The sequence below is a fragment of the Kitasatospora sp. NPDC001683 genome (genome assembly GCF_053596495.1).
The window spans coordinates 205,047-223,648 of the sequence record NZ_JBSFGK010000001.1; the positions used below are offsets into that span (position 1 = coordinate 205,047).

21 protein-coding genes and 2 pseudogenes are annotated in these 18,602 nt (G+C 70.5%); 17 read left to right on the forward strand and 6 right to left on the reverse strand.

Annotated elements, in window-relative coordinates:
- Positions 1 to 107: 107 nt before the first annotated feature.
- Positions 108 to 1,265 carry a LacI family DNA-binding transcriptional regulator gene (locus ACWCYO_RS00935; RefSeq protein ID WP_270145572.1) on the reverse strand — a complete coding sequence of 386 codons (1,158 nt, stop codon included), beginning with the start codon at positions 1,263 to 1,265 and terminating at the stop codon, positions 108 to 110.
- 357 nt (positions 1,266 to 1,622) lie between these two features.
- On the opposite strand from ACWCYO_RS00935, the gene hisC reads away from it, so the two are divergent.
- The 7 genes from hisC (at position 1,623) to ACWCYO_RS00970 (ending at position 8,326) form a co-directional block, all read left to right on the forward strand.
- Positions 1,623 to 2,702 carry a histidinol-phosphate transaminase gene (gene hisC / locus ACWCYO_RS00940; RefSeq protein ID WP_270145571.1) on the forward strand — a complete coding sequence of 360 codons (1,080 nt, stop codon included), beginning with the start codon at positions 1,623 to 1,625 and terminating at the stop codon, positions 2,700 to 2,702.
- Between the two features lie 181 nt (positions 2,703 to 2,883).
- On the forward strand, positions 2,884 to 3,492 hold the full coding sequence (locus ACWCYO_RS00945) for a hypothetical protein (protein WP_270145569.1): 609 nt from the start codon (positions 2,884 to 2,886) through the stop codon (positions 3,490 to 3,492).
- Between the two features lie 50 nt (positions 3,493 to 3,542).
- A complete protein-coding gene (locus ACWCYO_RS00950; RefSeq protein ID WP_449782928.1) occupies positions 3,543 to 4,127 on the forward strand; it encodes a hypothetical protein in 585 nt (194 codons plus the stop codon).
- Between the two features lie 264 nt (positions 4,128 to 4,391).
- Positions 4,392 to 5,753, forward strand: a complete 1,362-nt coding sequence (locus tag ACWCYO_RS00955) for an efflux RND transporter periplasmic adaptor subunit (RefSeq protein ID WP_449782929.1) — start codon at positions 4,392 to 4,394, stop codon at positions 5,751 to 5,753.
- Positions 5,754 to 5,755: 2 nt separating this feature from the next.
- Positions 5,756 to 6,553, forward strand: a complete 798-nt coding sequence (locus ACWCYO_RS00960) for an ABC transporter ATP-binding protein (protein WP_270145563.1) — start codon at positions 5,756 to 5,758, stop codon at positions 6,551 to 6,553.
- Positions 6,550 to 7,761: an ABC transporter permease gene (locus tag ACWCYO_RS00965; RefSeq protein ID WP_270145561.1), complete on the forward strand. Its 1,212-nt coding sequence runs from the start codon at positions 6,550 to 6,552 to the stop codon at positions 7,759 to 7,761. The genes ACWCYO_RS00960 and ACWCYO_RS00965 overlap by 4 nt, the downstream gene beginning before the upstream one ends.
- Positions 7,762 to 7,774: 13 nt before the next feature.
- Positions 7,775 to 8,326: a hypothetical protein gene (locus ACWCYO_RS00970; protein ID WP_449782930.1), complete on the forward strand. Its 552-nt coding sequence runs from the start codon at positions 7,775 to 7,777 to the stop codon at positions 8,324 to 8,326.
- Between the two features lie 60 nt (positions 8,327 to 8,386).
- Here the strand turns inward: ACWCYO_RS00970 and ACWCYO_RS00975 are convergent, their stop codons facing one another.
- From ACWCYO_RS00975 to ACWCYO_RS00985, 3 genes are read right to left on the reverse strand one after another with little or no spacing between them, the layout of a single operon-like run.
- Positions 8,387 to 8,509: a hypothetical protein gene (locus ACWCYO_RS00975; RefSeq protein ID WP_270145557.1), complete on the reverse strand. Its 123-nt coding sequence runs from the start codon at positions 8,507 to 8,509 to the stop codon at positions 8,387 to 8,389.
- The gene (locus tag ACWCYO_RS00980) at positions 8,497 to 8,748 is read right to left on the reverse strand and encodes a hypothetical protein (RefSeq protein ID WP_449782931.1); all 252 of its coding nucleotides are present in this window, start codon (positions 8,746 to 8,748) and stop codon (positions 8,497 to 8,499) included. The genes ACWCYO_RS00975 and ACWCYO_RS00980 overlap by 13 nt, the downstream gene beginning before the upstream one ends.
- Complete coding sequence (locus tag ACWCYO_RS00985) at positions 8,745 to 9,110, reverse strand: ATP-binding protein (RefSeq protein WP_270145553.1); 366 nt, start codon at positions 9,108 to 9,110, stop codon at positions 8,745 to 8,747. The genes ACWCYO_RS00980 and ACWCYO_RS00985 overlap by 4 nt, the downstream gene beginning before the upstream one ends.
- Before the next feature lie 250 nt (positions 9,111 to 9,360).
- Here ACWCYO_RS00985 and ACWCYO_RS00990 point away from each other — a divergent pair, with 250 nt between their 5' ends.
- The 9 genes and pseudogenes from ACWCYO_RS00990 to ACWCYO_RS01030 all read left to right on the forward strand — a co-directional run bounded on the left by ACWCYO_RS00990 (position 9,361) and on the right by ACWCYO_RS01030 (position 16,031).
- A complete protein-coding gene (locus ACWCYO_RS00990) occupies positions 9,361 to 10,227 on the forward strand; it encodes a helix-turn-helix domain-containing protein (protein WP_270145551.1) in 867 nt (288 codons plus the stop codon).
- Positions 10,220 to 10,420, forward strand: coding sequence for a DUF397 domain-containing protein (locus ACWCYO_RS00995; protein ID WP_270145549.1), 201 nt, complete (start codon positions 10,220 to 10,222; stop codon positions 10,418 to 10,420). Before ACWCYO_RS00990 ends, ACWCYO_RS00995 begins: the two co-directional genes overlap by 8 nt.
- A 312-nt stretch (positions 10,421 to 10,732) precedes the next feature.
- Positions 10,733 to 11,110, forward strand: coding sequence for a nuclear transport factor 2 family protein (locus ACWCYO_RS01000; RefSeq protein WP_449782932.1), 378 nt, complete (start codon positions 10,733 to 10,735; stop codon positions 11,108 to 11,110).
- Positions 11,111 to 11,550: 440 nt separating this feature from the next.
- A pseudogene (locus ACWCYO_RS01005) lies at positions 11,551 to 11,741 on the forward strand (hypothetical protein).
- Positions 11,725 to 12,255, forward strand: a complete 531-nt coding sequence (locus ACWCYO_RS01010) for a DUF6879 family protein (protein WP_449782933.1) — start codon at positions 11,725 to 11,727, stop codon at positions 12,253 to 12,255. The pseudogene ACWCYO_RS01005 and the gene ACWCYO_RS01010 overlap by 17 nt, the downstream one beginning before the upstream one ends.
- A pseudogene (locus ACWCYO_RS01015) lies at positions 12,252 to 12,506 on the forward strand (helix-turn-helix domain-containing protein); the annotation flags it as partial. The gene ACWCYO_RS01010 and the pseudogene ACWCYO_RS01015, both read left to right, overlap by 4 nt.
- A 544-nt stretch (positions 12,507 to 13,050) precedes the next feature.
- A complete protein-coding gene (locus ACWCYO_RS01020; RefSeq protein WP_449782934.1) occupies positions 13,051 to 13,683 on the forward strand; it encodes a DUF1963 domain-containing protein in 633 nt (210 codons plus the stop codon).
- A 104-nt stretch (positions 13,684 to 13,787) separates the two neighbouring features.
- Positions 13,788 to 14,192, forward strand: a complete 405-nt coding sequence (locus tag ACWCYO_RS01025) for a hypothetical protein (protein ID WP_449782938.1) — start codon at positions 13,788 to 13,790, stop codon at positions 14,190 to 14,192.
- A gap of 129 nt (positions 14,193 to 14,321) precedes the next feature.
- On the forward strand, positions 14,322 to 16,031 hold the full coding sequence (locus tag ACWCYO_RS01030) for a proline--tRNA ligase (protein ID WP_270145539.1): 1,710 nt from the start codon (positions 14,322 to 14,324) through the stop codon (positions 16,029 to 16,031).
- Positions 16,032 to 16,043: 12 nt separating this feature from the next.
- Here ACWCYO_RS01030 and ACWCYO_RS01035 read toward each other — a convergent pair whose 3' ends face one another.
- Together ACWCYO_RS01035 and ACWCYO_RS01040 are read right to left on the reverse strand one after the other, a co-directional pair.
- Positions 16,044 to 16,814 carry a MerR family transcriptional regulator gene (locus ACWCYO_RS01035; protein ID WP_449782935.1) on the reverse strand — a complete coding sequence of 257 codons (771 nt, stop codon included), beginning with the start codon at positions 16,812 to 16,814 and terminating at the stop codon, positions 16,044 to 16,046.
- Positions 16,815 to 16,818: 4 nt separating this feature from the next.
- Positions 16,819 to 17,664, reverse strand: coding sequence for an alpha/beta fold hydrolase (locus ACWCYO_RS01040; protein WP_270145535.1), 846 nt, complete (start codon positions 17,662 to 17,664; stop codon positions 16,819 to 16,821).
- 113 nt (positions 17,665 to 17,777) lie between these two features.
- On the opposite strand from ACWCYO_RS01040, the gene ACWCYO_RS01045 reads away from it, so the two are divergent.
- Positions 17,778 to 18,521 carry a GbsR/MarR family transcriptional regulator gene (locus ACWCYO_RS01045; protein ID WP_270145533.1) on the forward strand — a complete coding sequence of 248 codons (744 nt, stop codon included), beginning with the start codon at positions 17,778 to 17,780 and terminating at the stop codon, positions 18,519 to 18,521.
- Positions 18,522 to 18,602 lie beyond the last annotated feature (81 nt).

The window sequence follows — 18,602 nt, forward strand, 5'->3', positions numbered from 1 at the left end:
CCGTCGGTGCCTCGACGGGGTGCCGCCGGTGTCTCGACGGCGTTCCGACGGTGGGCCGTCGGCGTCTCGTCGGTGTGTCGACGGCCGTCGGCCGATGCGCGCGAGGTCTACACCTCGCCCGGCGGGCGGGGCGGGCTGACGGTGGTGCGCGGGCTGCGCCGCTGGGAGGAGGCGCGGACGATCAGTTCGGTCGGCATCAGGGTGCCCGGCGGCGGGCCGTTGCCGGCGGTGCGGAAGCGCGGCGGGAACAGCCGGGCGATGTCCACGCCCGTCCCGGAGTCGACTCCCTCGATCGCGTCGATGAGCAGGTTGACCACGGTGGTGCCGATCTTGCGCGGCTTGAGCGAGAGCGTGGTGATCGGCGGTTCGGTGGCCGCGTAGACGTCGCTCTCGCTGCAGCAGACCAGCAGCAGGTCGTCCGGCACCCGCAGGCCGTAGCGGCGGGCGGCCGCCAGCAGGTCGGTGCCGTTGGGGTCGAACAGGCCGTACACGGCGTCCGGCCGGTCGGGGCGGGCGAGCAGCCGGTCGGCGGCCACCGCGCCGGCCGCCGGGTCGTGCGCCGGGTAGGCCTCGTACACCGGCTCCTGGCCGACCTTGGCGCACCAGCCGAGGTAGGCCTCGGTGGAGAGCCGGGTGTAGGTGTCGGTGCTGGTGCCGGTGAGCAGGCCGATCCGGCGGGCGCCGGCCTCGGAGAGGTGGTCGAGGATGCCGAGCACGGCGGCCTCGTGGTCGTTGTCGACCCAGGCGGTGACCGGGCAGTTGCCGGGCTTGCCGTCGCTGACCACCGGCACCCCGGACCGGTACAGCTCGCTGACCAGCGGGTCCTGGTCGGGCGGGTCGATCACCACCGTGCCGTCCAGGGCGATGTTGCCCCAGACGTCGTGGCGGGAGGAGGCGGGCAGCACCACCAGCGCGTAGCCGCGGCCCAGGGCGGCGCTGGTGGCGGCCCGGGCCATCTCGGCGAAGTACGCGAACTCGGTGAAGGTGAAGGGTTCTTCGCCGTAGGTCGTGACGGTCAGCCCGATCAGGCCGGACCGTCCGGTGCGCAGGGTGCGGGCCGCCGCGGAGGGGCGGTAGCCGAGGCGCTCGGCGACCTCGCGCACCCGGCTGCGGGTCTCGTCGGGCAGGCGGCCCTTCCCGTTCAGCGCGTCGGAGACGGTGGTGATCGACACTCCGGCGGCTGCTGCCACATCCCGGATGCCGGCCCGCTCCAGACGCCGTGAGGTGGTGGGTCGCCGACCGCTCTGGTTGGCTGCTGCTGTCATGGCGGACCGATCGTATGGCTCCTGACAAGGGTCTGTGACCGGCGCATCGGGAGCCTTCGGAGATACGTTTCTCCAAGAGTGAGCCGGGGTGCGCCCCTTCGATCCCCTCCCGAAACCAGGCCTCTTACCTCTGACATGTGCCAAAGGAACCGGGCAGAATGGCTGAACTGCGCCTGTAACCCGTCCGGGCATCTCACTCCTACGGGTGAGGGCGGTCGGTATCGTGCAGGGCACCCGACCGGGGTGGTCCGGGCGCGTTCCGAGAATCCCAGGGGCGTGGCCAGGTACCGCAGCACGGTGGCGATCCCGACCGTGCGAGGGCGGGCGGACCGGCAGAGAACACGAAGGAGTACGACCGTGAGCAGTGGTACCTCAGCGCAGGGCCCGCGCCTGCGCCCGAGCCTGGACGGCATCCCCACCTACAAGCCCGGCAAGCCGGCCGGTGCCGACGCCTACAAGCTGTCCTCGAACGAGAACCCGAACAACCCGCTGCCCGGCGTCCTGGAGGCGGCGGTCGCGGCGGCCGGCTCGTTCAACCGCTACCCCGACATGGGCGCCGGCGAGCTGACCGCCGTCCTGGCCGAGCGCTTCGGCGTCCCCACCGAGCACATCGCCCTCGGCACCGGCTCGGTCGGCGTCGCCCAGTCGCTGGTGCTCGCCACGGCCGGGCCCGGCGAGGAGGTGATCTTCGCCTGGCGCTCCTTCGAGGCCTACCCGATCATCACCCAGATCGCCGGCGCCACGCCCGTCCCGGTCCCGCTCAAGGACAACGGCGACCACGACCTCGACGCGATGCTCGCCGCAGTCACCCCGAACACCCGGCTGATCTTCGTCTGCAACCCCAACAACCCCACCGGCAACGTGATCCACCGCGCCGAGCTGGAGCGCTTCCTCGACGCCGTCCCCGGCGACGTCCTGGTGGTCGTCGACGAGGCCTACATCGAGTTCATCCGCGACCCCGAGGTGCCCAACGGCATCGACCTCTACCGCGACCGCCCCAACGTCTGCGTGCTGCGCACCTTCTCCAAGGCGTACGGCCTGGCCGGCCTGCGGGTCGGCTTCGCCATCGCCCACGAGCCGGTGGCGAACGCGCTGCGCAAGACCGCCGTCCCGTTCGGCGTCAGCCAGATCGCCCAGGCCGCCGCCGTCGCCTCGCTGCGTTCGGAGGAGGCGCTGCTGGTGCGGGTCGAGGCGCTGGTCGAGGAGCGCGACCGGGTGGTCGCCGGGCTGCGCGCCCAGGGCTGGGAGATCCCGGATTCGCAGGCCAACTTCGTCTGGCTCGGGCTCGGCGAGCGCTCGGCGGACTTCGCCGCGGCCTGCGCCGCGGCCGGGGTGATCGTCCGGCCGTTCCCGGAGGGCGTGCGGGTGTCGATCGGCGAGACCGAGGGCAACTCGATCTTCCTGGCGGTGGCGGAGGCCTTCCGCAAGGCGCTCTGAGGCGTTCGCCGTTCCGCAGGGGCGTGCCGCGTGTGCGGTGCGCCCCTGCGGCGTTGTGTCCCGACTTCGTGCTGATCCGGCATCAGAAGATCATCCAGGTGTCTCCCCCGCGCTCCGGTCGCTAGTCTGTTCGACCGTCAGCAGGCAGTCGCCCGACTGCCCGTCTCACGGGGGAACCACCTTGAACTCTCGCACCGCACTCCTGGCCGTCGCGGCCGCCGCCGTCGCGCTCACCCTGTCCGCCTGCGGTCCGGGCAACGACCCGACGCCGGACCCGACCGCGACCAAGGCCGCGCCGACGGCGTCCGCGACCGCGGCCTCGGTGCCCACAGCCGCGCCGACCGGGTCGGGCACCGCCAAGCCCAAGCCCACCAAGACCGCGAAGCCGTCCGGCGCCCCGAACCCCGGTCAGGCCGGGGCGGACTGCAAGCCCGGGGAGATGAAGCCGATCCCCGCCGGACACAAGGTGATCGTGCTCAGCAAGCCCACCACGACGACCACGGTCGTCGCCAAGGACGGCGAGTACACCTGCCACATGCCCGACCAGGGCTGGTGGCCCGTGGGGGAGGACAAGACCTACACCTTCGCGCCCGGTGCGAAGGCGACGCTCACCACGATCGACGGCCAGAAGTCGATCACGCTGGAGCGGCTCGTCGACCACAGCACCCACTGCGTGAACCACATCAATGACCCGGCCTCGAACTGCGACGAAGGCACGGACTACGACATCGTGCTGGACGCCTCCGGCAAGATCACGGCGATCACCGAGCTCTACAACGACGCCCCGTGACCCTCGGTCCCGTCCCCGCTCCCGTCCGACCAGTCCCCCAAGGATCGACCATGTCCCCTCGCCGTGCCCTCCTGATCGTCGCCGCCGCTGCCGGTGCGCTCGCCCTGTCCGCCTGTGGCCCGGACAACGACCCGTCGCCCGCGCCGACCGGCGCCGCCCCGACGGTCGCCGTCGCCCCGACCAACGTGCCGACCGGCGGTGCGACCACCGCGCCGGCCAACGCGCCGACCGGCGGCGCGACCGGCGCGCCCGCGAACGACCCGAACTGCAAGGCCCCGGCGGTCCCGGCCGGGCACAAGATGCTGAACCTCTCCAAGACGGCCACCGCGACCACGGTCTACGCCAAGGAGACCAAGTACCTCTGCGGCAAGCCCGAGGGCGGCTGGATCGACGCGGGCGGGGAGAAGTCCTACACCTTCGCCGCCGGCGCCACCGCCAAGCTGGCCGACCTCAACTACGGCACCCACCAGGTCACGCTCGCGCAGTTCGCGGCGCACAGCGACTTCTGCCTCAACCACACCTCCGCCGCCGACACCGACCCCTGCTTCGACCGCAACACCGTCGACGTGGTGCTGGACGCCTCCGGCAAGATCACCAGCATCACCCAGGTGGGCCTCAACAAGCCCGCCTCGTAACCGTCCGGACGCCGGCGCGCGGAGCGGGAAGTCGGTCCGGCCGACTTCCCGCTCCGTCGCCGTTTCCGGGGCGTCCTCCGGGTGCTCCCGGATGGCTGGGGGTCGCTGGGAGGGCGCTGGGAGTTCGGCCAACGGCTGGCCACGCACCGACCAAGGCGTCCGCGCGGCGCGGGTGGTTCGGGCGGAATGCCCGGATCCGGCCGATCAGTCTTCTCCCAGCCCGTGCCCAGGGGGCCGCAAGAGCGCCCGGCGAAGCTGTCCGCCATGAAGGTGCTCCCACGGCGGCGAGGTGCCGTCCTCGTCAACTCCGCGCTCGGCGTGGCTCTCCTGGGCGGTGCCGCCCTGGTGTACGCCACCGTCAACGGCAGCGGCGGCACGGCGGCCGCCAAGCCGGTCGCCCGTACCGCGACCGTCGCCAAGGGGACGGTCCTGGCCACCGTGTCCGGAACCGGCACCCTGGTCTCGCCGACCGACGCCGCCCAGGACTTCACCACCGGCGGGCGGCTCACCGCCGTCAAGGTCGCGGTGGGGGACGTCGTCAGGAAGGGGCAGGTCCTGGCGACCGTCGACACCACGGCGGCCCAGCAGCAGGTGGACGCCGCCCGGGCGGCCCTCACCACGGCGAACGCCAACCTCGCCAAGGCGCAGGCCGGCGTCACCACGACCACCACCGAGCCGCTGCCCGGCGCCACTGTCGGAGCCGGTGGCGGCGGAGGTCGCGGGGCGGGCGGGAGCAGTACGCCCGCCCCGCAGACCACCACCATCACCACCACCAAGGTCGACGACGCGGCCGTCGCCCAGGCCCAGCAGCAGGTCGCCACCGCGCAGACCACGCTCTCCAACGCCCAGGCCGCGCTGGCCGGTACGACGCTCACGGCCTCGGTGGACGGGACGGTCGCCTCGGTCTCGGCGAAGGTCGGGGACACCGTGGGGGCCGTCTCGTCCTCGGGCGCGTCCGCGTCTTCGAAGTCCACGGGTACGGGCGCGGGTTCGAGCACGCCGAGCGGCTTCATCGTGCTCACCAACCCGACCGGGATGCAGGTCACCGCCAACTTCTCCGAGCTGGACTCGCTCAAGCTGAAGAAGGGCGAAGCGGCCACCGTCACCCTGAACGCCCAGTCCGACACCAAGCTCAACGCGACCGTCCTGTCGGTCAGTTCGCTGCCGTCGAGTAGCGGGAGCGGCGCGGCCGGTTCGTCCGCCGTCCAGTACGCGGCCACGCTGCAGCTCAGCGGGGACACCAGCACGCTGCGCACCGGCCTCAGCGCGACCGTCCAGGTGATCACCGGCGAGGCGGACAACGCGCTGTCGCTGCCGACCTCGGCGCTGTCCGGCACCGGTTCCTCGCGGACCGCGACCGTGGCGCACCAGGACGGCAGCACCGAGCGGGTCGACGTCGGCGTGGGCGTCGAGGGCGACAGCACCGTGCAGGTGGTCTCCGGGCTGAAGGAGGGCGACAAGGTCGAACTGCCCACCACCAGCGGCAACAACGGCTTCCCGAACGCCTCCTTCCCAGGCCTTGGCGGCGGCGGTGGTGGCCGTAACGGTGGTGCCGTCGGCATCCCGGGCGGTACCGGTGGCGGCGGTGGCGGTACCGGTGGCGGCGGCCGGGGCGGTAAGGGCTGAGCATGCAGCACGTCATCGACAACCGCGTCCCCGCACACCCCGTGCCGGTGATCCGGATCCGCCGGCTCACCAAGTCGTACGGGCACGGCGACGCCACCGTGCACGCCCTGCGCGGCCCCTCCCAGCCGGGGACCGGCGAGCCGGCGGGCGTCGACCTGGACATCGAGCAGGGCGACTACGTTGCCGTGATGGGCAGTTCGGGCTCCGGCAAGTCCACCCTGATGAACATCCTCGGCTGCCTCGACGTCCCGACCTCCGGCCGCTACCTGCTGGACGGCATCGACGTCGGCCACCTGGACGAGCAGCAGCTCGCGCTCGTCCGCAACCGCAAGATCGGCTTCGTCTTCCAGTCCTTCAACCTGGTCCCCCGCACCACCGCCCTCGCCCAGGTCGAGCTGCCGCTCGCCTACGCGGGCGTCCGGGCGGCGGAGCGCCGGCGGCGGGCGATGGCCGCGCTGTCGCTGGTGGGGCTGGGTGAGCGGGCGGGGCACAAGCCCAACCAGCTGTCGGGCGGCCAGCAGCAGCGCGTGGCGGTGGCCCGGGCGCTGGTCACGGCGCCGGCCATGCTGCTCGCGGACGAGCCGACGGGGAACCTGGACAGCCGCTCGACCGAGGAGGTGCTGGCCCTGATCGACGGGCTCAACGCCACTGGCCGCACAGTCGTGCTGATCACCCACGAGGACGAGGTCGCGCGGCACGCCAAGCGGGTGCTGCGGCTGGTCGACGGGCAGATCGTGAGTGATGTCAGGCAGGCGGCCTCGGACGGACTGCCGCCCGCACTGTTGGGGGTCCCGGCATGATCCTCTGGCAGACGCTCCGCTTCGCGGTGGGCGGGCTGGCCGCCAACAAGGTGCGCTCGGCGCTCACCATGCTGGGGGTGCTGATCGGCGTGGCCTCGGTGATCCTGCTGCTCGCGGTGGGCAACGGCTCGTCGGTGGCGGTGAAGGACTCGATCACCTCGCTGGGTACCAACTCGCTGACGGTCAGCGCCGGTTCGGCATTCGGCGGCTCGCGGGCCACGTCCTCGGTGAAGAAGCTGACGGTCGCCGACGCCAAGGCGCTGGCGAGCGACGCGGACTCCTCGGCGATCAAGTCGGTCGCACCGGTGGTGACGACCAGCGCGACGGCGCTGTACGGGAACGTCTCGTACAGCCCGGGCTCGGTGGTGGGTACGTACCCCGCGTACTTCGAGACCGCCAACCAGAAGGTCGCGCACGGCGAGTACTTCACGGACGACGACGTGCTCGGTTCGCGCAAGGTCGCGGTGCTCGGGGCGACGACGGCGAAGCAGCTGTTCGACGTCGAGGACCCGGTCGGGAAGAAGATCGTGCTCGGTGGGACGCCGTTCACGGTGGTTGGTGTGCTGCAGGCCAAGGGCGGCAGCGGGTTCACCGATCCGGATGATGTGGTGATCGCACCGCTGCCGACCGTGCAGAACGCCTTCACGGGCTTCGGGGCGGTCAACCAGATCCTGGTGCAGGCGTCCTCCGCCGAGACCACGACGGCGGCGCAGGCGGAGATCACCCGGGTGCTGCTCGGAACCCATGCGATCGCCGACCCGACGAAGGCCGACTTCCGGATCACCAACCAGGCTTCGCTGCTCACGGCGAGGGAGAGCACGACGAAGACCTTCACCGTGCTGCTGGGCGCGGTCGCGGCGATCTCGCTGCTGGTCGGCGGGATCGGGATCACCAACATCATGCTGGTGACGGTGACGGAACGGACGCGGGAGATCGGCATCCGCAAGGCGCTCGGGGCGCCCCGGGCCGTCATTCTGGGGCAGTTCCTGACCGAGTCGACGCTGCTGTCGGTGATCGGCGCGGGGTTGGGCGTGGCGGCGGGGATCGTCGGCTCGCACTTCAGCATCGTCGGCATCAAACCGGTGGTGATCCCGGAGTCCGTGCTGGGTGCCTTCGGCATCGCCGTCGCCATCGGACTGTTCTTCGGCAGCTACCCCGCCAACCGGGCCGCCTCACTGCGGCCGATCGACGCCCTCCGGCACGAGTAGGAGCACTTCTTCGATGGACCACGACGAACAGGTCGCCCTGCTGGCCACCCCGCCGGACGCGCGCGACGTGAGCGCGGAGCTGGCGGCTCCGCCGAGGCGGAAGCTGCCGTGGCTGACGCTGGTCCTCGCGGGCGGTGTGATCGCCACGGGGGCGTTCGCGGGCGGGGTCTGGTACCAGCAGGAGCAGGGGACTTCGAGTGGCAAGTCCTCCCCTCGGGCTGCGGCTGCTGCTGCGGCGGGTGGGTACGGCGGCCAGGGTGCTGGGCGCCGAGGTGGTCAGGGTCAGGGTGGCTTTACGCGCGGCACGGTCAAGGCCGTCGACGGGAACACCGTCTATCTGACCGACGCCAACGGCAACACGATCAAGGTGACGACGGGCGATTCGACCAAGGTCCAGCTCAACAAGGAGGGCAAGGTCGCGGACCTCCAGCCCGGCCAGAGCGTGACCGTCGTCGGGACGCCCGATGCCAGTGGCGGGTACAACGCCAGCCAGCTCGTTGAGGGGGCTGCTGCCGGTGGTTTCGGCGGCGGCTTCGGTGGAAGCCGAAACCCGTCCGGCGGCTGACCCGGAGCCGTCGGACACCCGCGAGGCCCTCGCCTTCCCAGGCGGGGGTCTTCGCGTATTTCAGTCGCCGTCGTCGGGGCGTCGCATCCTGAGGGTCGCGATGACGCCGAGGGCGACGGTGGTGATCGCGAGGGCGAGCAGGGCGACCAGGACGGCGCCGAAGAAGAAGTTCACCGGTGCCACGGCTCGTCCCTCTCCAGGTCGCGGAGGAGGTGGAGGAGGTTGAGCAGAGTGCTGACGGGCGCGTTGCCGAAGTCGATCAGGATGCGGCCGTCGAGGGTCGTCTCGCCGGGCGCGGCGGAGCCCCAGAGGAGGCCGTGGGGCAGGCCGCGCCGGTGCAGTTCGCCGAGGAGGGTGGTGAGTTGGGGCTCGGTGTAGTCGCGCATGCGGGGGTCGTCGGGCGCGATGGGGGCGTGGGTCACGAGTCGGAGTCCAGCTCGTACCAGGTGGTCTTGCCGCGTTCCTGCGGGTCGACGCCCCAGCCGTCGGTGAGGCCCTCGACGAGCTGGAGGCCGCGACCGGTCTCGGCGAGGCCGGAGGGGGTGCGGGGCTGGGGGAGGGCGTCGCTCTCGTCGGAGACGGTGACCCGGAGGGTCTGGTCGAGGATGGAGAACCAGACGATCGGCGCGGGGGTGCCGGCGTGGTGCCAGGCGTTGACGATGAGCTCGATGAGGGCGAGTTCGGCGTTGAAGATGGTCTCGGTGTCCCAGCCGCCGTTGCGGGTCATGGCGTCCCGCAGGGCCTGCCGGGAGAGGGCGAGGGAGGGGGTGTTACGGATGCACACGGGAACCTCCGTGAGGCTGTGGTGTGGGAGAGGGGAAGCCGTGAGCCAGGCCGGGTGATGGTTGCTCTTCGGCACGAGGGCAGCAGGCGCCTACTGCCCAGAACGAAGGCATTGCTGACGATCCGTCGGATCGACCTGTGAATGACGATAACGCGGACCGCCACAGATTTGTGGTGCTCCGCGCGAAGTTCCCTCTAACGTGGCTGCCGCTCTGAGGCAGACTGGTCCCACGACCTGCAGAGAGGACGTCATGGCGCTTCGATCGAACCCGACCCTCCGTCAACTGCGTCTGGGCGCCGAGCTGCGCAGAATGCGGGAGCAGGCGGGGCTCGGCGGCAGCCAACTCGCCCGCGCGCTGGGCATCAACCCTGCCCACGTGACCCAGATGGAGAGCGGCAAGACCGGCATCAGCGTCGAACGCCTGCGGACGATCGCCGCGCTGTGCATGTGTGTCAACGAGCCCCTGATCGAAGCGCTGGCGGAGATCATCACCGACCGGGACAAGGGCGGTTGGTGGGAGGAATACCGCGGCCGCCTATCGCAGGACTTCCTGGAAGTCGCCGAGATCGAGCGTCACGCACGGGGACTCTCGGCCTACACCATGGCCTTCATTCATGGGCTGCTTCAGACGAACGGCTACGCGTCAGCCGTCTTTGCGCGTTCCTACCCGCCACTTCCGGGCCACGAGGTCGACCTGAGGGCATCCTTTCGCTTGCGGCGTCAGCACATCATTCGATCTGAAGCGACCCCGTTCACCGCATACATCCATGAAGCGGCGCTGCGCATGCAGTTCGGTGGAGCCAAGATTCACGCCGAGCAGCTGGGTGCCCTCGTCGATGCCTCCGAGCAACCCAACATCTCAATTCGAGTTGTCCTGTTCGACGCCGATACGATCCCGCTCCCAAACGAGAACTTCACCTACTTCGAAGGGCCAGTTCAGGAGCTCGACACGGTCCAGGCGGACTCAGGGGTTGGCAATCTGATCTTCGACGCACCGGCCAACACGGCCCGATTTCGGTCACTGATCACCCGGATCGGCTCAGCTGCTCTGTCCGAGCAGGAGTCCCGAGAGTTTATCCGATCCATCAAGAAGGACATGGAAAGCAAATATGCGTAACTCTACCTGGCAGAAGTCAAGTTACTCCGGTTCGAATGCTGACTGTGTGGAGGTGCAGGCCGTCGATGGGGTGATCGAACTCCGTGAGTCCGACGAGGGCGATGTCATCGTCCGCATTACGACCCCCAAGTTCGCCAAGTTCCTCCAGGGCGCCAAGGCAGGCGAGTTCGACCACCTGATCACTAACATCTGAGCGAATCGTTTCGGCGGCCTCTTGCTTCCCGCAAGGGGCCGCCGGTAGCTAGCCTGGCTCTTATGACCAGCTCCGCATGGCAGAAGTCCCGCTACTCCCATCGGCGGTTCGCTCGAAGTACGTGAGTCCGACGACGCGGACATCGTCGTCCGCACCGCCCGCCTCAAGTTCGCCAAGTTCCTCCAGGGCGCCAAGGCAGGCGAGTTCGACCACCTGATCACCAACGCCTAGCACTGTGACCGGGACGGTCCACCGTGATCGGAAAGCGGCTCGCGGGACGCGCGCACGCGCAACCGCTGGTATTACTGGGGGATGCAGGAAGAGACGGCACGCTCCGCGATCGACACGTTCATCTCCGCGTTCAACGCCCCGGACGACAGCTATGTGACTGCCCTGCTCTCCCAGGCCCTGACCTCAGACGTGGTCTTCTGGGGGCCGTTGGGTCGCAGCGAAGGAACCGCGGCGGTCGAGCGGTTCGTGCTGGACATCCGGCGCCACCCGGCGGGGACCGGCACGATGGCGCGCTGCTCGGCGGTGGACGTGCCTGGCGAGTGGGCCCGGTACCGGTGGGTCTTCACCACGCCGGATGGGGGCCCCCGCCTGGCGGGGACGGACGTCGTCCATCTGCGGGGGAGCCTCATCGACCAGGTCATCGTCTTCGCGGGGGAGATCGAGCCGTCCGCCTCCTGAGTCGTCCTTCTGTCGCTGCCCTTCTCGTGAACTCGTCCCTTTCGGCACTCCGGCCACCAACGGCTCCGCCGAGCCCGGCTCCTGGACGGCTTCCGTCCACGTGGGTGGCTCGCCCACCGGCCACCTACACCGACGTGTGGGCGCTCTGCCTGGACACCCGCCACGGCGCCGGCGACGACCGGTAGGGCGGTCCAGCGCCCACCTGCGGGGCCGGCGCTGCACAGGAAGTCGGCCCAGCCGACTTCCTGTGCCAACCCGCTTTGCTCCGGTGGCCCCTTGCGAGACGCAAGGGGCCACCGGAGCAAGGAGCGAGATTGCCGCCGAACTATCGGTTGGGCGTTCGAAGTTGGACGGGTTCCAGTACCGGAAATGTTTGCCTCTTGCCTCGGCTTGTTGGACTCGGGAGCATCGTCGGGAGACCGGGCGAGCGAGGAGACATCGTGAAGCCGACACGGCTTGTGGGTTCCTGTGACGAGGGTGAATGCCCGACTCTCTACCTGACGGATCGGGGCACGCTCGCTGTCCAAGGCGAGACCTGACCGAGCACGGCCTTCAGCTCCCGGCCCACGAGATGCTGGTCGAGATTCCCGTTGAACTCATCCGAAAGGCCATCCGTGACAACCTCATCTAGGACCCTTGGAGACTGGTTTTCGGAGTTCGAGCGGGAGGCGTTCCGGCTGGAGACGCTGGACGACTACAGCCAGTCCGGCGGAGTGGACGCCTATCAGGCCTTCCTCGCAGGCGAGGAGCAGCCGGAAGACTTCAAGGCCTCCGGCTGGGTCACGACCGTGGGAGATGCCACCCGAGCCGACAAGCGCATGTACCGGGTGCACATCCTCTCGCGCCCGCTCACGGACTACCTCCGGTTCGAGCTCGGCTGGGGGTACCAACGGAACATGGCGGCCGGCGAGGAGTTCTTCATCCTCGACACCACGGACCAGGCCAACCCCGTTCCCGAGGCGCCGGACTTCTGGCTCTTCGATGACGCGACCGCTGCCGAGATGAGCTACGACGGCAACGGGAAGTACCTCGGATCCGACTTCCACACCGACAACAGCCGGACCGCCGAATTCAAGTCCTACCGTGACATCGCGATGGCGAACGCCGTCCCCTTCGCGGACTGGTGGGCCGAGCACGGCGAGTGAACAGAACACAGCTCGGGACAGCGCTACGGGAACTTCGGCAGGCTTCTGGCAAGGAAGCCAAGGCCGTGGCCCGCGGCGCTGTCATGCCTCCGAGCAAGTTGAGCAAGATCGAGACGGGCGAGGTGGCGCCGACCGTCGTGGATGTGGAACGCATCCTCACGGCCATAGGCGTCTCCGACGAGGTCAAAGCCGAGTACATGGCCGCTGCGAGGGCGGAGGCCACGGAGGCGACCGCGTCCTGGACGATCCGGGGTTCTCCTTCTGGGCTGGCCTCCATCACGGCCCCCGGGACTCCTGGGAGGCTGTCGAGGCCGCCCACCGCAGCTGGCTCGACCAGAACCGCCCCCGCCGTGAGTGGTTCACCATCGAAGCCGACCCGGACGGCCGCCAGGTCGTGGGCTACACGGCCCCGGACGGCACGTCGTTCCGCTGGGACCTCTGACGGCGGCCGGTGGCCCCTTGCGCCTCGCGAGAGGCCACCGGTAGACACGGGTGGATCTTCGTCTCCTCCCGCAGATAGGCCGTTCGATGGCTCGCACGTCTCCGCCGCGTCCGCTCGACGTCGAGGCGGTGTTTCCCGAGGTGGCCGCCTTTCGGGAACCTGCGACCCGGTTGCATCCGAGGCTCGGCGACCCGGGTGTCCGGGACAGTTCGATGGGTGGGCCGGTGCTCTGGCCGCGCTCGGAGCCGTGGCCGCACTGTGCGGACGGGCATCCGCGGACGTCGTATTCGCCACCGAAGGGGGCCGAGGGGCCGTTCCCCCTCGTACCCGTTCTGCAGCTGTTCGCCGCCGACGTGCCCGGGCTCGAATTCCCGGACGGCACCGACCTGTTGCAGGTGTTGTGGTGCCCGTTCGATCACGAGCCCGGCTACGTGCCGCGGCCCGAGGTGTACCGGTGGGACAGTTCCCGGAGCGATCTCGAAGCAGCGGCGCCGGCCCGGCCGGAGGGCGTGAAGGGCGACTATCTGCCGAATCCGTGCGTCCTGCACCCGGAGCGGGTGGTCGACTACCCGAGCTGGGACCTCCCGGAGGGCGTGTACGACGCGCTCGAAGCCAGGTTCGAGGAGGTCGAGGAGGAGACCGGCTGGTCGTACGAGGCCCACCTGTCGGTGTCCGACGGGATCAAGGTCGGCGGCTACCCGACCTGGACGCAGGACCCGGACTGGCCCACCTGCCCGAGCTGCGACCGCACCATGCAACACCTGCTGATCGTCAACAGCGCCGAGTTCGACGGAGCGAGCTGGCGCACCTGGCTGGCCGTCGAGGACACTCCGGCGGAGGGCGAGATCTGGGACCTCCCGTACGAGGAACGGACGCGGATCCAGTGCCCGCACGGTCTGATGCTCGGCGACATGGGTGGCATCTACCTGTTCGAATGCCCCGACTGCCCGGACCGGCCGTTCGCGTACCGCTCCGACTGCTCCTGAGGAGTGGGTCTGGACCCACCCCCGCTGTACGGCCAGACCCGTACTCGGCAAGTCGGCTGCCCCGTAGCGTCGTTGGCACAACGACAACGGAGGAGACAGAGACCATGGAAACGAGCGCGGACCTCGGTGGGGCCTTCAGCACGGTGAAGAAGTACGTCACGCTCTTCGGCGCCGTCAGTGCGATCGTGCTGGGGACGGTCGCCGTGATGGCGTTCACGGGCCACGGGACGACGGCCTTCCTGTGGATCCGCGCCGTGATCCTGCTCGCGGTCGCCCCGGTGATCCACCGCATGATCACCCGCGCCGCCAACGGCTCCTACCGGTCCTTCGACCGTGTTCGCACGCTCTCGACCATCGCGCCGATCGCGATCGTCGGCGTCGACCTGATCCCGGGCCTGTGCCCCGCCTGGTACGCCGTCCTCCAGGGGCTCTCGGCCCTCGCCCTGGTGGGCGTCGCCGTGCTCACCCGCCGGGCCCCGCTGACCACAGCCTTCCCCGAGCAGGCCTGAAGCAGGGGAGGCCGGCCGGGTCGTTCATGGGCTCGTCACCCCGCCCAAAACGGGGCGACCGGCCTCGGGCGTCGCCACTAGACTCCGGATCCCTGTCAGCAGCTTCGCCGAGAGGACGGTGTCCGGCCCATGCGTTGGTCCCAGCTGTACGTACCCACCCTCCGGGAGGACCCGGCCGACGCGGACGCGGTGAGCCACCGGCTGCTGGTGCGAGGGGGGTTCGTCCGGCAGCTGATGGCCGGGCACTACTCGCTGCTGCCGCTGGCCGTACGGGTGCGCGCCAAGATCATGGACATCGTCCGCGAGGAGATGACGGCGATCGGCTCCCAGGAGTTCGTGCTGCCCACCATGCACCCCGCGGAGATCTGGCAGCGCAGCGGCCGGTGGGAGTCCATCGGCGAGGAGATGTTCCGGCTCAAGGACCGCAAGGGCGCGGACCTGGCGCTCGGGGTGACGCACGAGGAGATCTTCACCGTGCTGTCGCAGGAGCTGCGGTCGTACCGCGACCTGCCGCAGATGTGGTTCCAGTTCCAGACCAAGTTCCGGGACGAGCCCCGCCCCAAGAGCGGGCTGCTGCGGGTGCGCGAGTTCACCATGAAGGACTCGTACAGCTTCGACCTGGACGAGGCCGGCCTCGACCGGTCCTTCCAGCTGCACAAGGCCGCCTACCAGCGGATCTTCGCCCGCCTCGGACTGCCCGTCCTGGCCGTTCAGGCGTCCAGCGGCACGATGGGCGGCAGCGAGTCGGTGGAGTTCATGGCCGCCTCGGCGGCCGGCGAGGACCTGGTGGTCCGCTGCCCCGGCTGCGGCTACGCCGCGAACACCGAGAAGGCGATGTCCGCGCTGCCCGCCGTGGTGGACGGCCCCGGACTCGACGCCCCCGAGCGGTTCGACACTCCGGACGCGCGCACCATCGAGGAGCTGGCCCGGCGGTACGACGTGCCGGCCGAGCGGCAGATCAAGACGCTGGTGTACGTGGTCGACGGCCGGCTGACCCTGGTCCTGGTCCGTGGCGACCACAGCCTGGTCGAGCAGAAGCTCGTCGACACCCTCGCCGCCACCGCCGTCCGCCCGGCCACCGCCGAGGAGATCGAGGCGGCGCTCGGCGCCTCCCCCGGAAGCCTGGGCGCGGTCGGCGTCGCCGAGGAACTGCCCGTCCTCGCGGACGAGGCGCTGCGCGGCCGCACCGACATGACCACCGGCGCCAACACGGACGGGGTGCACCTGCGCGGGGTGTCCGTGGAGCGGGACATCGCGGTGCGGCGGTGGGCGGACCTTCGGGAGGTCACCGCCGGGGAGCCCTGCCCCGACTGCGGCGCGCCGCTGGACGTGGCGGTCACCATCGAGGTGGGCCACATCTTCAAGCTGGGCCGTAAGTACACCGAGGCCCTCGGCGTCGCGGTGGCCGGCGCGGACGGCGAGCGGACCGTGCCGATCATGGGCAGCTACGGGATCGGCGTGGAGCGGGCGCTGGCCGCCGTCGTGGAGACCCACCACGACGACAAGGGCATCGTCTGGCCGCTCGCGGTCGCCCCCTTCGAGGTGGCCGTCGTCGTCCTCGGGACGAAGGACGAGCAGGTGCGCGCGGCCGCCGAGACCCTGTACGGGCAGTTGCGGCGCGAGCGGATCGACGTGCTGCTGGACGACCGGGACGAGCGGCCCGGCGTGAAGTTCCGCGACGTCGAGCTGATCGGCATCCCGTACCGCATCACGGTCGGCGCCCGCGGGCTGGCCGACGGCCTGGTGGAGGTCACGGCCCGGGCCACCGGCGAGACGGAGTCCGTCCCGCTGGCCGAAGCAGCGGATCACGTCCGCAAGTTGCTCACCGCCGCCGAGTAGCGGATCCGGGGTCTACGGGACGTCGACGCCCGCGGCGCGCAGCTTCTGTTCGATCAGCGCGGTCAGGCGGGTCCAGCCGGGGCGGTCGTCCTCGCCGTGGTGGGTGAGGAGGTCGTGGCGGGCGTCGCCGTCCTCGCGGGTCCGGAGGCCGCCGAGGGTGGGCAGCAGGGAGGGGTCGGCGATGAAGTGGTTGGCGACCTCCTCGGCGAGTTCCTCGATCCTGGGGTCGTCCCGGTCCCACTTCCCGGCGCTCCAGGTGAGTTTGATCATGGCGACGTGCCGGGGGTCCTCCAGGCTGTGTTCGATCTGGGTGAGGTACTCGTCGAAGCCCTCCGGCATCAGGGCCCGGACCAGGACCAGGCCCTCGTGCGCGGTCTTCACGTCGTCCGGGCCGAAGCCGAGCCCGGGCATCCGGTCGAGCAGGGCGCAGGCCCGGGCGGGGAGCAGGACCCGGTCCCCGGTGGCGAGTTGGCGCAGGGTCTCGCGCCGGGCGATCAGTTCGTCGATCTTGCCGGTGAGGTTCTCCTCGACGTCGACGAGGGCGGCGGCGAAGCCCTCGGGGTCGGCGTCGAGGATGGGGCCGATCTCGGCGAGCGGCACGCCCGCCCCGGCCAGGGTCCGCACTTGGACCAGCCGCAGCAGTTCGGGGCTGCCGTAGCGGCGGTAGCCGGAGTGGTCGCGCGCGGGCTCCTCGACCAGGCCGTTCTTGTGGTAGTGCCCGATGGTCTTCACCGTGACGCCGGCGAAGGCCGCGGCCTGGCTGATCGTTACTCCGTCCGTCATGGCGTCAGTTGACCAGTCGGGGACGGAGATCGGCAACCTCTCGGACGGCGGTGGCGATGGCGCGGAAGTCCTTGCGGACGATGGTGGTGTGCTTGCTGGGGACGGTGGCGCTGACCCGGACGTTGGGGTTGCGGGCGAGGATCGGGTCGAGGGTGGCGCGCATCGCGGTGAGGCCCTCGTCGGTGCCGCCGAGGCTGGCGCCGGTGGCGACCAGGTAGCGCATCGGGAAGGTGACGAGGTCGAAGGCGGGGGCGCTGTCGGCGACGATCTCGTTGAGCTCGATGTTGATCTCGGCGTGCTCGGCGGCGGACATCCGGGCGGCCATGCCGAGCGGGCGGACCAGCGGCATCAGCGGGGCGAACCGCTTGAACAGCTTGCGGATCTGTTCCTTGCCGGCCTCGCGGCCGCCTTCGACGGTGGCGAGGTAGTCCCAGGGGTAGCCGCCGTCGACCATGACTGCGCCGGCCAGGCGGTCGGGGTGGCGGGTGGACCAGTGCAGGGCGAGGGCCGCGCCGTAGGACCAGCCGACGATGATCGGGCTGCGGGCGCCGGTGGCGGCGAGGACGGCGTCGATGTCGCGCAGGCAGGCCTCGAAGCTGTAGTCGGCGGACTTCCCGGACTTGCCGCGGGCCCGCTCGTCGAAGGTGATGTGGCGGTAGCCGTCGCCGAGTTGGGCGATCACGGGCCGCCAGTCCTTCTGGGTGCAGTACGAGCCGTTGAGGTAGAGCACCGGGCGGCCGTTCCCGCCGGTGTCGGTGACCGCGAGGGCGGTGTCCTCCACCGGCAGCATGCCGGTCCAGGCGGAGGTGGTGGCGTTCGTGTTCTGCTTCGCGTTCGCGTTCGGCTTCATGCCCTTCAGCGTGAGCGTTGACCTTGGGTCAAGGTCAACCCCGATCCTGTCGTGCTGCTTTCTTATGATGGAAAGCTACGGAGGGACCGACCACGAGCGCGAAGGAGACGGCGATGCCGGGAGGCAGGCTCACCCAGCAGGAACGCCAGCAGATCGCGCTGGGACTGGCCGACGGCCTCGCCTACGCGGAGATCGCCCGGCGCCTCGACCGGCCGACCTCGACCGTCACGCGCGAGGTGATGCGCAACGGCGGCCCCACCGCCTACCGCGCCGACCTCGCCCACCGCGCCACCGGACAGCGGGCCCAGCGCCGCCGGCAGCCCGAGGCCCAGGGCCCGAACGCCGCCGCCCCGCAGCCCCACGGCCGTGACGCGGAGGCGGTGCGCGCGTACGAGGAGGTGCTCACCACCGTCATGATGCAGTCGGGCATGCCCAGGACGATGGCGCGGGTGCTGACCTGCCTCTACACCACCGACGACGGCAGCCTCACCGCCGCCGAACTGGTCGAGCGCCTCCAGGTCAGCCCGGCGACCGTCTCCAAGTCGATCGCGTTCCTGGAGAGTCAGGGCATGGTTCGCCGGGAGCGCGACGAGCGCCGCCGCGAGCGGTACTTCGTGGACGACGACATCTGGTACCGGTCGATGATGGTCAGTGCCCGGGCCACCGCCGAGCTCGTCGGCACCACCCGCCAGGGCGTCGGCATCCTCGGTGCCGACACCCCGGCCGGTGCCCGGCTGGAGAACGTCGCCCGCTTCCTCGACTTCATCTCCGAGGCCATCGCCCGCGCCGCCGAGCAGGGCCGCGAGGTGCTCCACACGAAGCCCGAGGGCGCGAAGCCCGGCCTGGACTCGGACTGACGTTCGACGCTGCGCGAGAAGTCGGCCCGGCCGACTTCTGGCGGCGCGGGGGGGCGTGCCGCTGGGCGCGGGCCGGCGGGG

Coding starts and splice junctions, on each gene's coding strand:
- ACWCYO_RS01045 (WP_270145533.1), top strand. CDS start 17,778: ATGCCGGGAGGCAGGCTCACCCAGCAGGAACGCCAGCAGATCGCGCTG.
- ACWCYO_RS01000 (WP_449782932.1), top strand. CDS start 10,733: ATGCAGGAAGAGACGGCACGCTCCGCGATCGACACGTTCATCTCCGCG.
- ACWCYO_RS00960 (WP_270145563.1), top strand. CDS start 5,756: ATGCAGCACGTCATCGACAACCGCGTCCCCGCACACCCCGTGCCGGTG.
- ACWCYO_RS00990 (WP_270145551.1), top strand. CDS start 9,361: ATGGCGCTTCGATCGAACCCGACCCTCCGTCAACTGCGTCTGGGCGCC.
- ACWCYO_RS01035 (WP_449782935.1), bottom strand. CDS start 16,814: ATGACGGACGGAGTAACGATCAGCCAGGCCGCGGCCTTCGCCGGCGTC.
- ACWCYO_RS00935 (WP_270145572.1), bottom strand. CDS start 1,265: ATGACAGCAGCAGCCAACCAGAGCGGTCGGCGACCCACCACCTCACGG.
- ACWCYO_RS00950 (WP_449782928.1), top strand. CDS start 3,543: ATGTCCCCTCGCCGTGCCCTCCTGATCGTCGCCGCCGCTGCCGGTGCG.
- ACWCYO_RS00995 (WP_270145549.1), top strand. CDS start 10,220: ATGCGTAACTCTACCTGGCAGAAGTCAAGTTACTCCGGTTCGAATGCT.
- ACWCYO_RS00955 (WP_449782929.1), top strand. CDS start 4,392: ATGAAGGTGCTCCCACGGCGGCGAGGTGCCGTCCTCGTCAACTCCGCG.
- ACWCYO_RS00970 (WP_449782930.1), top strand. CDS start 7,775: ATGGACCACGACGAACAGGTCGCCCTGCTGGCCACCCCGCCGGACGCG.
- ACWCYO_RS01025 (WP_449782938.1), top strand. CDS start 13,788: ATGGAAACGAGCGCGGACCTCGGTGGGGCCTTCAGCACGGTGAAGAAG.
- ACWCYO_RS00965 (WP_270145561.1), top strand. CDS start 6,550: ATGATCCTCTGGCAGACGCTCCGCTTCGCGGTGGGCGGGCTGGCCGCC.
- ACWCYO_RS01030 (WP_270145539.1), top strand. CDS start 14,322: ATGCGTTGGTCCCAGCTGTACGTACCCACCCTCCGGGAGGACCCGGCC.
- ACWCYO_RS01040 (WP_270145535.1), bottom strand. CDS start 17,664: ATGAAGCCGAACGCGAACGCGAAGCAGAACACGAACGCCACCACCTCC.